Source organism: Streptomyces sp. W1SF4 (genome assembly GCF_003950035.1).
Lineage (GTDB): Bacteria > Actinomycetota > Actinomycetes > Streptomycetales > Streptomycetaceae > Streptomyces > Streptomyces racemochromogenes.
On record NZ_CP034352.1, the window covers coordinates 83,322 to 97,076 of the forward strand.

Annotated in this window: 11 protein-coding genes; 2 read left to right on the top strand and 9 right to left on the bottom strand. The window is 73.5% G+C overall.

Annotation, left to right across the window (positions count from 1 at the left end):
- Nucleotides 1–155: 155 nt before the first annotated feature.
- The 4 genes from D1J60_RS36355 to D1J60_RS36370 all read right to left on the bottom strand — a co-directional run bounded on the left by D1J60_RS36355 (nt 156) and on the right by D1J60_RS36370 (nt 7,524).
- On the bottom strand, nt 156–938 hold the full coding sequence (locus D1J60_RS36355) for an alpha/beta fold hydrolase (protein ID WP_125824786.1): 783 nt from the start codon (nt 936–938) through the stop codon (nt 156–158).
- Between the two features lie 99 nt (nt 939–1,037).
- On the bottom strand, nt 1,038–3,095 hold the full coding sequence (locus D1J60_RS36360) for an APC family permease (protein WP_125824787.1): 2,058 nt from the start codon (nt 3,093–3,095) through the stop codon (nt 1,038–1,040).
- Nucleotides 3,096–3,146: 51 nt separating this feature from the next.
- Nucleotides 3,147–5,915 (bottom strand): LuxR family transcriptional regulator, encoded by a 2,769-nt coding sequence (locus tag D1J60_RS38795; protein ID WP_125824788.1) that lies wholly within the window; start codon nt 5,913–5,915, stop codon nt 3,147–3,149.
- A gap of 175 nt (nt 5,916–6,090) precedes the next feature.
- Entirely contained in the window at nt 6,091–7,524 is a 1,434-nt protein-coding gene (locus D1J60_RS36370; protein WP_125602878.1) for an FAD-dependent monooxygenase, read from the bottom strand.
- Nucleotides 7,525–7,734: 210 nt separating this feature from the next.
- Between D1J60_RS36370 and D1J60_RS36375 the strand changes: the two genes are divergently transcribed.
- Nucleotides 7,735–8,178, top strand: a complete 444-nt coding sequence (locus tag D1J60_RS36375) for a nuclear transport factor 2 family protein (protein ID WP_164721129.1) — start codon at nt 7,735–7,737, stop codon at nt 8,176–8,178.
- Between the two features lie 11 nt (nt 8,179–8,189).
- The gene (locus D1J60_RS36380; RefSeq protein ID WP_125602880.1) at nt 8,190–8,639 is read left to right on the top strand and encodes a nuclear transport factor 2 family protein; all 450 of its coding nucleotides are present in this window, start codon (nt 8,190–8,192) and stop codon (nt 8,637–8,639) included.
- Between the two features lie 88 nt (nt 8,640–8,727).
- On the opposite strand, the gene D1J60_RS36385 is transcribed toward D1J60_RS36380, so the two are convergent.
- The 5 genes from D1J60_RS36385 to D1J60_RS36405 form a co-directional block, all read right to left on the bottom strand.
- Nucleotides 8,728–10,356 (bottom strand): anibiotic ABC transporter, encoded by a 1,629-nt coding sequence (locus tag D1J60_RS36385; protein WP_125824789.1) that lies wholly within the window; start codon nt 10,354–10,356, stop codon nt 8,728–8,730.
- The gene (locus D1J60_RS36390; protein ID WP_125602882.1) at nt 10,353–11,306 is read right to left on the bottom strand and encodes an ABC transporter ATP-binding protein; all 954 of its coding nucleotides are present in this window, start codon (nt 11,304–11,306) and stop codon (nt 10,353–10,355) included. The genes D1J60_RS36385 and D1J60_RS36390 overlap by 4 nt, the downstream gene beginning before the upstream one ends.
- Before the next feature lie 279 nt (nt 11,307–11,585).
- Entirely contained in the window at nt 11,586–12,407 is an 822-nt protein-coding gene (locus tag D1J60_RS36395) for a class I SAM-dependent methyltransferase (RefSeq protein ID WP_164721130.1), read from the bottom strand.
- A 59-nt stretch (nt 12,408–12,466) separates the two neighbouring features.
- A complete protein-coding gene (locus tag D1J60_RS36400; RefSeq protein ID WP_125602884.1) occupies nt 12,467–13,249 on the bottom strand; it encodes an alpha/beta fold hydrolase in 783 nt (260 codons plus the stop codon).
- A 65-nt stretch (nt 13,250–13,314) separates the two neighbouring features.
- Nucleotides 13,315–13,701, bottom strand: coding sequence for a nuclear transport factor 2 family protein (locus D1J60_RS36405; protein WP_042804885.1), 387 nt, complete (start codon nt 13,699–13,701; stop codon nt 13,315–13,317).
- Nucleotides 13,702–13,755: the final 54 nt, after the last annotated feature.

Below are 13,755 nucleotides of genomic sequence, written 5' to 3' on the forward strand. Positions count from 1 at the left end.
CAGTTTCCCGTTGGTATCGGATCCCGATCGCACGAGCGATCAAGAGATGATCATCTTTCCCGACGCGTACGGTCCCCTCCAAGACTGGATCACGGCGGCGCCCTCCCTCACCCCTGATCGGGGCGCGGGCACCCCTGTGTCCGGCCCGGTCACCCCTACGCGGCCGGCCCGGCCGGGGTGGGGGCGAGGCCGCGTACGGCGGTGCGCAGGGCGGCGGCGACGAAGGCGTGGACCCGGTCCAGGTGCTCCTGGAAGGCGAAGTGGCCGCCGGTGAGGACCAGGCGGTCGAACGGCCCGGTGGTGATCTCGGCCCACTCGGCGAGCGCGTCGACCGGGACGTAGGGGTCGTCGTCGCCGCCGATCGCGGTGACGGGGCAGGCGAAGGGCGGTGCGGGCCGGTGGCGGTAGGCGTCGCAGAGTTCGAAGTCGGCGCGCAGCAGCGGCGAGACGAGGTCCAGGAGTTCGGGGTTGCGGAACACCTCGGCGGGGGTGCCGCCGGTCTTGCGCAGCCACTCGCGGAACTCGTTCTCGGGCAGTTCGTGCAGCGGGCTGCCCCCGGTGCGGGGGCGCCGGCCCGGCATGCCGCTGCCGGACATGAACATGCGGATGGGTTCGGGCAGGCCGACGGCGACCAGGCGGCGGGTGAGTTCGAGGCCGAGCATGGATCCCATGCTGTGGCCGAAGACCGCGTAGGGCCGGTCGACGAGCGGGGCGATCCGCGCCGTCAGCACGTCGAGCAGCGGTTCCACGCGGCGCAGTGGTGGCTCTCCGAACTCGGCGCCGCGGCCGGGGAGTTCCACGGCGTGCACGTCGACGTCGGGTGCCAGGGCCTGCGGCCAGCCGCGGCGGTAGGTGACGGCGCTGCCGCCGGCCCACGGCAGGCAGAACAGCCGTACGGGTGCGTCCGGGCACTCCACGTCCCAAGGCCGACGGACCACGGTTCCCCCAAGATCGCTCGCTCACACGTGTCGTCGCGGCCGACGTTACGGCGGCGCACGCGCGGCCCCCACCCCTGCCGGGGCCCCTGCCCACCCCTGTCAGTCCCGGGTCCCGGCGGGACCGTCGCCGGTGCCGTCGCCCGGTCCGGGGGCGGGGTGGCGGGGCGAGGACTTGCGGACGGCGCCCGGCGCGGCGCGCTCCGGGCGCCCTCCGGCCCGTTCGGAGGAGGCCAGCTGCCAGGGGACGCTGGTGACCATGACGCCGGGCTGGAACAGCAGCCGGGCCTTGAGCCGCAGGGCGCTCTGGTTGTGCAGCACGTTCTCCCACCAGCGGCCCACCACGTACTCGGGGATGAACACCGCGACGACGTCGCGCGGGTGGTCGGTGCGGAAGCGGTGGACGTACTCCAGGACCGGGCGGGTGATCTCCCGGTACGGGGATTCGAGCAGGTGCAGCGGTACGGGCATGCCCGAGCGCTCCCACTCCCCGCGCAGCCGGCCGGCCGCGTCGGGGTCGACCGAGACGGAGACGGCCTGGAGGGTGTCGGGGCGCAGGGCGTGGGCGTACTCCACGGCGCGGAGGGTGGGCTTGTGCAGCTGGGAGACGAGGACGAGGACGTGCGTCCGGCCGGGCAGGGAGGCCACCGGCTTGTCGTGGTCGGGTTCCAGCTCCTGCGCGACCCGGTCGTAGTGGCGCCGGATGACCCGCATCAGCGCGTACAGGCCGGCCATGGCCAGGCACACCAGCCAGGCGCCGCTGACGAACTTGGTCGCGAGGACGACGGCCAGCACCAGGGCGGTGATGCCGGCGCCGACGGCGTTGATGGCGCGGGCCCGGCGCATCGCGGAGCGGCCCCGGACGTCGACGGCACCGGGCAGCAGCCGGTTCCAGTGCCGGACCATGCCGATCTGGCTGATGGTGAAGGAGACGAACACGCCGACCGTGTAGAGCGGGATGAGCTGGGTGACGGCCGCGTCGTAGGCGTAGATGAGGAGCGCGGCCGCGGCGGCGAGGATGACGATGCCGTTGCTGAAGGCGAGCCGGTCGCCGCGGGTGTGCAGCTGGCGGGGCATGAAGCGGCTGCGGGCGAGGATCGAGCCGAGCACCGGGAAGCCGTTGAACGCGGTGTTCGCGGCGAGGACGAGGATGATGCCGGTCATCACCGTGACGAAGTAGAACGCCGGGGAGAAGCCCTCGAAGACGGTCTTGGCGACCTGGGCGATCACCGGGTGGGGGACGCCGGCGTCCTGGCCGGTGACCGGGTCGACGAGGTGGCTGCCGTGTGCCGGATCGGCGAACTTGGCGCCCGTGCGGTAGGCGAGGGCGGTCACGCCGACGAACATGGTGACGCCGAGGACGCCGAGCAGGACCAGGGTGGTCGCGGCGTTCTCGCCCTTGGGCCGGCGGAAGGCCGGGACGCCGTTGCTGATGGCCTCGACGCCGGTGAGCGCGGTGCAGCCGGAGGAGAAGGCGCGCAGGACGAGGAAGGCGAGGGCGAACCCGGCGATGCCGGCGCTCTCGCCCTGGATGGTGAGGCCGGCGGTCTCGGCCCGCAGCTCTTCGCCGCCGATCAGCCGTACCGCGCCCCAGACGATCATGCCGAGGACGGCGATCATGAACGCGTACGTGGGTATCGCGAACGCGGCGCCCGACTCGCGGACGCCGCGCAGGTTCATGAGGGAGATCAGCACGACGACCGCGACCGCGGCCTCGACGCGGTGGTCCGCCAGCAGGGGGATGCTCGCGCCGAGGTTCTCCACGGCCGCCGACACCGACACGGCGACGGTCAGCACGTAGTCGCACAGCAGTGCGGCGGCCACGACCAGGCCGGAGCGTTCGCCGAGGTTGGTGTTGGCGACCTCGAAGTCGCCGCCGCCGCTGGTGTAGGCGCGTACGTTCTGCCGGTAGGAGGCGACGACGGTCAGCAGCACCACCACGACGACGCCGGCGATCCACGGGGTGTACTGGTACGCCGCGATGCCCGCCACGCCCAGGGTGAGCATGATCTCCTGCGGTGCGTAGGCCACGGAGGAGAGGGCGTCGCTGGCGAAGATCGGCAGGGCGATTCTCTTGGGCAGCAGTTGGCCGTGCTGTTGCTCGCTGCGCAGCGCGCGTCCCAGCAGGACCCGCTTGGTCAGGTCAGTAAGGGTGGACACGCGGACCGATGCTAGGCAGGGGCCGTGCCCGGCCCCCTCCCCTTGCGGCCCCTAGGCGACCCCTACCCCCGGGAAGGCGCTGTCGAGGCTGTCGAACTGCAGGCTCATGGGCAGGTCCTGACGGCGGGAGATGCCGAGCTTGCGGTAGGCGCGCGTGAGGTGCTGCTCGACGGTGCTCACGGTGACGTAGAGCTTCGCGGAGATCTCCCGGTTGGTGTAGCCGTAGGCGGCGAGCGCGGCCACCCGCCGCTCGGACTCGCTGAGCTGCTCGGTCTCCGGGGTCTCCGCGGCGGGCTGTTCGGGCGCGGGGCGCTGCTCGGTGCCGGTCTGGCCGGGCATGATCTGCGCGCACAGCGGCGCGGCCCCGCAGTCGGCGGCCAGGTGCCAGGCCCGGCGGGTGACCATGCCGGCCCGGGTGCCCTCGCCGAGCAGCAGCAGGGCGCGGCCGAGGTCGGCGAGGGCCTTGGCCAGTTCCAGCCGGTCGCCGGAGCGGCTGAGCTCGTCGACGGCCCGGGTGAGCAGCTTGGGGCGCTGGCGCAGTTCGGAGGTGGCCGCGCGCAGCCGCAGGGAGACGCCGAGGACGCGGGGGCTGCGGACGCCGGAGGTGGCGAGCTGCTCCACGACGAAGCGCTCGGCCTGGCGGTGTTCGCCGAGCCGCAGCAGGGCCTCGGCGGCGTCGGTGCGCCAGGGCAGCTGGCGCGGCCGGTCCAGGCCCCAGCGCTGGGCGAGCCGGCCGGCGTCGAGGAACTCGCCGAGCGCGGCGCGGTGGCGGTGGGTGGCCAGGTAGTAGTGGCCCCGCGCCCTCAGGTAATTGAGGGCGTAGACGCTGGAGAAGAGCTCCTCGGGGACGGGCGTCTGGAGGCGGCGGGCCACGGCCTCGTAGCGGCCCATCGCGGTGAGGGCGGTGACGAGGGTGGCGAGGGGCCCGAAGAGGAAGAGTCCGCCCCGGTCGGCGACGGCGTCCACGGCGGCGGAGGCCTCGCGTTCGGCGCCGGCGAGGTCGCCCAGGCGCAGCAGCGCCTCGGAGTGGACGAGCCCGAACACGGACTGCCAGCCGGGGGAGGCGGCGGGCTGGGTCTCGGCCTGGAGGCGACGGCACCAGACGGCGGCCCGGTCGGGGCGGTCGGCGTGCACCAGGGTGCGGACGGCCTGGACGATGGGGTCGAAGGTGGCGTGGGCCAGGGGGGTGCCCTTGAGGAGGCGTTCGGCGGCCTGTTCGTCACCGGCGCTGTCGGGGTGGGTCCACAGGGCGGCGGAGGAACGCAGCTCGGCGGTGCCGGTGCGGGCGGGGGCGCCGGGGTGCTCGGCGGGCGTACCGGGTGCGGCGGCCGGGGCGGCGGGGCCGGTGGGGGCCGCGGCGGGGGGCAGTGCGAACAGTTCGCGCAGCGGGTCCTCGCGGGTGGTACGGGCGGCCGCGCGCGGGTCCGCCATGCGTTCGAGGGCCTCGGCGGCGTCCTCGATGCGGCCCTGGGCGACGAGCAGCCGGGCGAGCCGGCCGGCCTGGGCGGGGCCGAGGTCGCCGCGGCGCAGTGCGGCGAGCGGGTCGTCGAGGTGGCGTTCGGCGGCGGCGGGGTGCTTGCGCCAGGTGACCGCGGCCAGCTGGAGGCCGATCTCCCGGCCGGTCTGCTCGTCGGCGCACAGGGTGCGGGCGAGTTCCAGGCAGGCGGCGGCGTGGTCGCACTGCTCGTCGTCGACGAGGGCCTGGAGGGCGGCCTCGCGCAGGACCTGGACGGGCCAGTCGCCGCGCGGTGCCTCCTCGGGTCCGGCTCCGGCCTCGGAGGCGGCGAGCAGGTGCGGGGCGACGGTCCCGGCGCGGGCGCCCGCCTCGTGGAGCACGCGGGCGGCGCGGGTGCGCAGCAGGGCGAGTTCGTGCCGGGGTACTCCGTCGAGGACGGCGGCGGCCACGGCGGGGTGGCGCAGGCGGCCGTCCTCGGTGAGCCCGGAGTCCTCCAGGGCGGCGGCGGCGCGGGCGGCGGCGGTGGGGCCGGCGCCGGCGAGCCGGGCCGTCAGTTCGGGGGTGGCGTCGTCGCCGAGGACGGCGAGGGCCACCGCGAGGGTGCGGGAGTCCGCGCCGTCGCGGTGCAGGCAGGTCAGTGCGGCCTGGGTGAAGGGGCCGCCGGGGGCCGGTTCCGGCCACCGGTCGGCGGGGCCCCGTACGGCGCGGGGCCGTTCGCTGAGCAGGGCCCGCAGCAGCAGCGGGTTGCCGCCGGTGGCGCCGTGCAGCCAGGCGGTGTCGGCGTCGGCCGCGGGCCGGCCGGTGTGGTCCTCCAGCAGGGCCGCCGTGCCCGGCTCGTCGAGCCGCCCGAGCAGGATCCGGGTGAAGCCGGGGTGGCGCAGGAACTCGGTCCGTGCGAGCGGGCTCTCGGCGTGCTCGTGGGGCGCGTCGGCCAGCACCAGCAGCAGCCGCTCGCCGCGCACGGCACGGGCGACGTCCAGCAGCCGGTCCAGCGAGGCGGGGTCGGTGTGGTGGAGGTCGTCCACGCACACGACGACCGGGGTGCGGGCCGCGGCGGCGCGCAGCGCGCCGGTGAACTCGCGTCCGCCGAGCGGGCCTTGGCCGGCGACGCCGTCCGGGAGGGTGCCGGCGGGCAGTGCGGCGGTCAGCTGGCGCAGGACCCCGTGGGGGACGTCGCACTCCTGGGCGGAGCCGGCGGCGCGGAGCACCAGGGCTCCGCGCCGCTCGGCCCTTTCGGCCACGTGCAGGAGCATTTCCGTCTTGCCGCAGCCCACCGCCCCTTCCAGGAGCACGACGCCCGCCGCCCCGGACGCGCACGCCGTCAGCGCTCCCTCGAGCTGCGCGCACACGTCTTCCCTGCACATGAGCCTCATGGTCCGCCCCCTCCGCGTCGCCTTGCCTCGAACCGCAGCAAACGATGCCTTGTGAACCGCTGGAGCCGACCGGCTTCGCGGGGGTCACTAGTTGCCCGGCAGGAAATGCGGCAGGGATGATCACGCCCTTTTCCCCGGCCGGGGGCGCGCGGCCGGGTTCCGTGTGTTAGGCGCTGGTCAGGGCGGGTGCTCCGGTGTCCTCGGCGGCCGCGAGGACGGCCCGCTCGGCCGGGGTGAAGGGCGGTCCGTCCAGCTCCGTGAACCCGGCGGCGGCCGCCTTGCGCAGTGCGGCGACCAGGTGCGGGGACTCCAGGCCGGCGACGGGCGCGGCGAGCGCGGTGACCTGCATGGCGGCCGCGTTGACGAGCGGGTCGTACAGGGCGGCGGTGCCGAGCAGGTCGGCGAACTGCTGGGCGTCCTGCGGGCGCGGGGCGATCCGCGGGTCCTTGGCGTGGTTGCGGGTGCCGGGGTAGCAGATGTCCTGGGTGGTGGCGAGCAGCCACGGGTCGTCGACGACCTTGGCGACCGCGTGCCGGGCGGCGTCGGCCGTACCGGGGCCCAGGCCGCCGCGGGTCAGGGCGGTGTCCAGGGCGCGGGCGCTGAGGGCCGCGCAGCTCATGCCGTGTCCGTAGACGGGGTTGAAGGCGGCGAGGGCGTCGCCGAGCACCAGCAGGCCGTCCGGCCAGGCGGCGAGGCGCTCGTAGTAGCGGCGGCGGTTGACGGTGGAGCGGGATCCCTGGACGGGGCCGAGCGGTTCGGCGCGCTCCAGCAGGTCGGCGATGACCGGGTGGCGCAGGCTGCGCGCGAAGGGGATGAACTCGTCGTCGCCGGTGGGGGGTTCGGCGCCGCGGGTGCCGGCGAGGGTGACCAGCCAGCGGCCGCCCTCGATGGGGACGAGGGCGCCGTTGCGGCCGGGCTCGCCGGTACCGGGGGCGGCGGCGACGTTCACCATGGGGAAGGTCTCCGCGCCGGCGGGAGCCCGGTAGACGCGGGTGGCGTAGGCGATGCCGGTGTCGACGACGTCCTCCTCGACCTCCGGCAGGCCCAGCTCGGTCAGCCACTTGAGCATCTGGGAGGGGCGGCCGCCGGTGTCGACGACGAAGTCGGCGGGGAGCCCGCTCTCGTGGCCCTCGGCGTCGCGCAGGCGGACGCCGGTGACGCGGTCCGCGTCGCCGGTGAGGCCGGTGACGCCGGTCTGCGCGCGCACCTCGATCCGGGGGTTCTTCAGCGCCTGCTCGCGGACCACCCAGTCGAGCAGGGCACGGCTGGCGGTGATCATGAACTGGCTGCCGGGGAAGCGGGTCTGCCAGCCGTACGGGGTGAACCAGACGATGTCGCGCGGCAGGTAGAGGCGGTGGGCGCCCTCGTCGGCCAGGGCCTTGAGGGTGCCGGGCAGCAGGGACTCGATGGCGCGGGCGCCGCCGGACCACAGCAGGTGGGCGTGGCGTGCCTGGGGGACCCCCTTGCGCGGTTCCGGCCCCTCGGGGTACACGTCCCGTTCCACCACGGTGACGCGGTCCACGTGCCGCGCGAGCACCGTGGACGCCAGCATTCCGGCCAGGCCGCCACCGATTACCACGGCGCGTGTTTCTGCGGTCATGAGTGCGTGACCCTTCCATCCGTCAGACGCCTTGCGCACCGTCGAATTCGAATTCCCGGGAGCCGGTGCAGGCAATTCCCGATCCCCGCGACGCTAGCACTCGCCCACAATGCCCTGAACCCCTACGAACCCCTATCAAACAAGGCGCCTATGGCGGGATCGGCGCGGCCGCCGCGACGATGGTCCGGCCTGCCGAAAGGAGAAGAATCCATGCTGGACGAGGCGGCGCTGAAAGACCTGATCCTGGAACACACGCGCCGGGTCAACGCGGGGGACGTCGAGGGGCTGCTGAAGCTGTACTCGCCGGACGTCCGCTTCGAGGACCCGGTGGGCGCCGGGGTGCAGCAGGGCCACGCGGCACTGCGCGCGCACGCGACCGGGGCGGTGAACAGCAACGCGGTGGAGGTGCCCGGAACGCCGGTGGCGGCCCAGGACGGGCGCCACGCCGCCGTTCCGGTGGTGGCCACGATGGACTACCTGCCGCTCGGGCCGATCCTGACGCGGCACGGCGTCCTCCCGGCTCCGGCCGAACCCTCGGGGCAGCGGATGGAGTTCCGCTTCCTGATGGTGGTGCGGGCCGGGGACGACGGGCTGATCGAGGACATGAAGGCCTACTGGGGGGCGAGCGACGTCCGTCTCGCCGACGCGGCTTAGGGGAGGAAGAGATGCTGGACGAGGCGGCTCGCAAGGAGCTGGCGCTGGAGCACTGCCGTCGCATGAGCAGCGGCGACGTGGACCACATGCTGGAGCTGTACACGAAGGACGTGCGGTTCGAGGATCCGGTCGGTTCGGTTCCGATGATCGGGCACGACGCATTGCGCGTGCATTTCCAGCGGGCCGCGGAAGCGAAAACGGTGGACGTCGCCGGAGTTCCGGTGGCGGCACAGGACGGCCTGCACGTGGCCATTCCCGTATCCGTATACATGAATTATCTGCCGCTGGGTCCCACCCTGACGAAGCACGGATATCTGGACAAGCCCGCGGACCCGTTCCGCAAGCGCATCAAATTCGCGCTCACGAGCATCTTCCGGACCGGCTCGCACGGTCTGATCGAAGCGGTGTGGGTGTACTGGGGTAAGTCGGACCTGTCGCTCCTCGACCCCGGCCAGGAGTGAGGGGAACGTCCGCACGCACGCGGAGGCCGTCCGCACCGCGATCCCGGTGCGGACGGCCTCCGCGTGCGTGCCGCGTCGCGGCGCGGCGTCAGGCGGCCAGGTCGCGCCGCCCGAACAGGGCGGTGCCCGCCCACAGCAGCAGCACCGCCACGGCGGTCAGCAGCACCAGCGGCAGCGCCTCGGCGTCCACCGCGGGCAGGGCCGGCAGGTGGCTGAACGGCGAGAGGTCCCGTACCGCCTGGGGCAGCTTCAGCAGGGCGCCGAGCTGGCCGACGACCAGGCAGAGGGCGAGCGCCCCCCACGCGGCGGCGGAGGAGGCCGCCGGCGCGAGGCCGAACACCAGGACGACGACTCCGGCGAGGACCAGGACCGCGGGGGCCTGGACCAGTGCGGCACCGGTCAGGTCGGCCACGCCCGCGCCGACGTCGCCCGCGGCGGCGCCGTAGGTGAGGCCCGCGGCGAGTCCGGCGACGAGCAGCAGGATCAGGGAACCCGCGACGGCCACGGCCACGTGGCCGGCCACCCAGCGGCCCCGCCCGATGGCGGTGGCCAGCAGCGCCTCCAGCCGTCCGGAGGTCTCCTCGGCCCGCAGCCGCAGCAGCGCCTGCACCACGAAGCCCGCCGTGATCGCGCCGACCATGACCATCATCGAGGCGAAGAAGGTGTCCACGGGGGCGCCGCCCCCGCCGCCGATCTTCCCGAGGGTCTCGGTGAGGTCGGCGTTGTCCTTCAGGGCGTCCCCGGCCGACTTGCCCATGCCGCCGATCACCGCGCCGAGCACGGCGATCCCCACGGTCCAGCCGATCAGCGAGCCGCGGTGCAGGCGCCTGGCCAGCCCGTACGGGCGGAGCAGGCCGGGTGCTGCGGAGGCGGGACCCGGACGGTCCTCGAACACGCCCGCGCCGAGGTCGCGGCGGGCGGACAGGCGCAGCGCGACGGTCGCCGTGGCGGCCGCGAACAGCAGCGGGACCGCGAGGACCCACCAGCTGTCCTCGCCGAACGGGCTGGTCCGCTGGGCCCAGCCGATGGGCGACAGCCAGGACAGCCAGGTGCTCTCCACGACGGTGCCGGACGCCGTGACCTCTCCGCCGGCGTCGGCGACGCCGCGGATCAGGAAGGCGACGGCGATGAACCCCCCGGCCAGCGAGTTGGCGCCCCGTGAGGTGCCGGACAGCTGGGCGGTGACGGCGGCCACGCCGGCGAAGGCGAGTCCGGTCGCGGCGACGGCCGCGGCGGCCACGAGCGAGCTGCCGATGGACAGCCCGGCCAGGGGCAGCACGATGCCGAGGAAGATGAACAGGCCCACGTTGGCCTGGAGGGCCAGCAGCAGGGCCGCGGCGAGACCCGCCTGCCGGCCGACGGGGGCCGCCCCGACGAGTTCGGCGCGGCCGCTCTCCTCGTTCTGCCGGGTGTGCCGTACGACGGCGAAGGTGCTCATCAGGCCGGCCAGGACGCACAGGAACGTCAGGACCTGCACCATGGCGAGGGCGCCCTCGCTGGTGCCGACGGGCGCGCCGCGCGTGAGCAGCAGGGCCGGGTTGTCGGTGAGGAGCTTGACCGCGCCGGCCCGGGCGGCCTCGTCGGCGTAGGTCTTGCCGACGCTGGAGGCCGCGCTGTAGGCGAGCGCAGCGGTGCCGTAGAGCCACACGGACAGCTGGATGCGGTCCCTGCGCAGCGCCAGCTTGAGCAGGGGCTGGGTGTTGGCGTACTCGCTCATCGCGCGCCCGCTCCCGCCTTGGCGCGCCGCCCGGTCTTCTGCTCGCCGATCTCCTCCACGTGGTCGCCGTAGTGGCGCAGGAAGAGCTCCTCGAGGGTGGGCGGCGTGCTGGTGAGCGCGCGCACGCCGAAGGAGGCCACGTGCGTCAGGGCGGTGTCGAGGTTGCCGTTGTCCACGTCGAAGCTGAGGTGGTTGCCTTCGGCCCGCACGTTGTGGACGCCCGCGAGCGACTCGACGCCGGTGACGGCGCGCTCCGACTCGACGGAGAGGGAGGTGCGGGTGAGGTGGCGCAGCTCGGTGAGGGTGCCCGTCTCGACGGTGCGGCCCTTGCGGATGATGCTGACGCGGTCGCACAGGGCCTCGACTTCGCCGAGGATGTGGCTGGAGAGCAGGACGGTGCGGCCCTGCCGCTTGACCTCCTTGACGCTGTCCTGGAAGACGGCCTCCATCAGCGGGTCGAGACCGCTGGTGGGCTCGTCGAGGATGAGGAGTTCGGCGTCGGAGGCGAAGGCGGCCACGAGCGCGACCTTCTGCCGGTTGCCCTTGGAGTAGGTGCGGCACTTCTTGGTCGGGTCGAGCTGGAAGCGTTCGATCAGCTCGGTCCGGCGGCCCTGGTCGATGCCGCCGCGCAGGGCGCCGAGGGTGTCGATGGCCTCCCCGCCGGAGAGGTTGCGCCACAGGCTCACGTCGCCGGGGACGTAGGCGAGCTTGCGGTGGATCTCCACCGCGTCGGCCCAGGGGTCCTTCCCGAGGAGGGTGGCCTGTCCGGCGTCCAGCCTCAGCAGGCCCAGCAGGGCCCGGATGGTGGTGGACTTGCCGGCCCCGTTGGGGCCGAGGAAGCCGTGCACCTCGCCTTCGCGGACGGTCAGGTCGAGTCCGTCGAGTGCCCGGAACTTGCCGAAGTTCTTGGTCAGTCCTGTCGCGGCGATTGCGTTCTCGCTCGGTGCCACCGCACACCACCTTTCACGATGTCGTTTTCCATCGGAGTCGTCGTCCGTACGATCCGTACGACCCCCCAAGACGACGGCACCGCAGCCGGGTCGCGGCCCGGATCAGCATTCCGCCGATCGCCTTTCCGGAGCAACGAGGGGGCGTATCCATGGCCTGATTCAGGGGTGAGTACGGGTTCCGGATAGGGGTTGCCCCGCCGCCCCGGGCGGCGGGCGGGAACGCCGCAGGGGCCCGGGAGCCGTTCGGCTCCCGGGCCCCTGCCAAGGTCCCACGGGTCGTCAGAAGCTGTAGCGCAGCACCCGGTTGTACTTGCGCAGCACCGGTATCACGTTCATGACCTTGCACATCATCCGCGAGGTCCACGGCATGTGCGACACGTACGGCGAGTCGGTGAAGGTCCACTCCATCCGGTGCTCGATCCGCGGGTCCCACTCCTGGAGCGTCTTCGGGTCCTCCAGGCCCCAGATGAACCGCTGGCCGGTCGCCTTGACCGTCCAGTGCTTGTTCATCGCCTTCACCGAGAACGGCGTGTAGGCGTCGAACAGCAGCTCGCCGCGGGGGAACCGGCCGGTGATCCGGGTGACGAGGTCGCGGACCTCTTCCTCGGTGAAGTACACGAGGACGCCCTCGGCGACGACGAGCACCGGCCGGTCGGCCGGGACGTCCTCCAGCCAGTGCGGATCGAGGGCCGAGGCGCCGATGACGTGGTGGTGGTCCCGCTCCGGGAACAGGTCGCGGTAGAGCTGCGCGACCTCCGGGAGGTCCAGGTCGTACCACTCGACGTCGTCGGAGGGGTCGATGCGGAAGACGCGGCCGTCGAGGCCGGCGCCGAGGTGGAGCACGACGGAGCGCGGGTTGCGGCTGAGGAAGTCCCGCACCCAGCGGTCCACCTCCTTGCCGCGGATGGCGAGGGAGATCGCGTCGTCGTCGCGCATCTTGAGCTGGACCTTCAGCTGGTCGTAGTCCTCGATGGACTCGACCGCGCGGACCGCGAGGCGGTCGTTCAGGATCGGACGCCCCGACTTGGCGTCATGGGCCCGTGAGTAGAGGGCGACGAGGAGGTTCCTCGTGGCCGCGCTGAACTGCACCTTGGTCTGCATGGGGACACCCATCTCGGTTCGTTCGGTCGGTCGGGTACGCGCCGGCCGGCACGCGGGCGTCAGCGCCCGGCCGGCACCGCGGTGAAGGCCGCGAGGTCCTCGATGACCGCCCGGGTCACGCCGGCCTGCTGCGGGGTCAGGTAGAAGTGGCCGCCGGGGAAGGTGCGCAGGCTGAACTCCCCGCTGGTGAGCTCGCGCCACTCCATCGCCTCGGGGACGCTCACGCGCGGGTCCGACTCGCCCGTCAGGACGCTGACGGGGCACTTCAGGGCCGGTCCGGGGCCGTCGGGGAGGTAGCGGTAGGTCTCGACGGCCTTGTAGTCGCTGCGGATCGCCGGCAGGACCATGCGCAGCAGTTCCTCGTCGGCCAGCAGGCCGGCGTCGGTGCCGCTGAGGGCCCGGATCTCGGCGATCAGCGCGTCGTCGCCGCGGGTGTGGACGTTCTCCTCGCGCCGGACGGTCGGGGAGCGCCGGCCGGACGCGATCAGGCCGGCCAGGGGGGCGCCCTCGCGCTCGAACCTGCGCGCGAGCTCGAAGGAGAGGACCGCGCCCATGCTGTGCCCGAACAGCACCAGCGGCTTGTCGGTCCAGGGCAGCAGCGCCCGGTGGATCTCCTCCACCAGGGCGGCCACGTCGTCCAGGGGCGGTTCGGCCCGGCGGTCCTGGCGGCCGGGGTACTGGACGGCCAGGACCTCGGCGTGCCCGGCCAGCTCCTTGGAGAAGTTGAAGAAGAAGGACGCGCTGCCGCCGGCGTGCGGCAGCAGCACCAGCCGGTGGTGTGCCTCCGGGGCGGGGTGGAAGCGCCGGATCCACAGGTCGCCGTGCTCGTCGGGGGTGCTCATCTGCGTACCTCTCCTTGGTGATCGCCGGTCGGGTGCGCCGGGGCTCGGCGGCGCGGTGGGGTGGCTCAGACGCCGATGTCGCTCATGCCCCAGAAGACGCGCATGTCCTCGATCAGGCCGTCGGCGTTGATGGTGAAGACGTCGACCGCGTTGATGTTGGTGCGGGTGCGGTTCGGGTCGAGGATGTTGGTCATCGTCGCGGCGACCGGGACGGCGACCTGCTTGCCGTCCTGGCCGACGGAGGCGTGGCCGGGGGCGACGGTGACCTCGGCGGCGATGTTGCTGTGGAAGTACTCGCGCTGGGCGGCGCGGCCGACACGGGGCTCACGGCCGACCGGGTCCTCGATCCGGGCGTCCTCGGTGAAGTGGGTGAGGATGGCGTCGATGTCGCCCTCGTTCACCTTGCGGAAGTACTCCGCGACGATCTCCTTGCGCTTCTGCTCGTCCAGCATGGGTGGTCCTCCACGGTCGTGACGGGTGTGCGTCGTGATCGGTGTACGTACGCG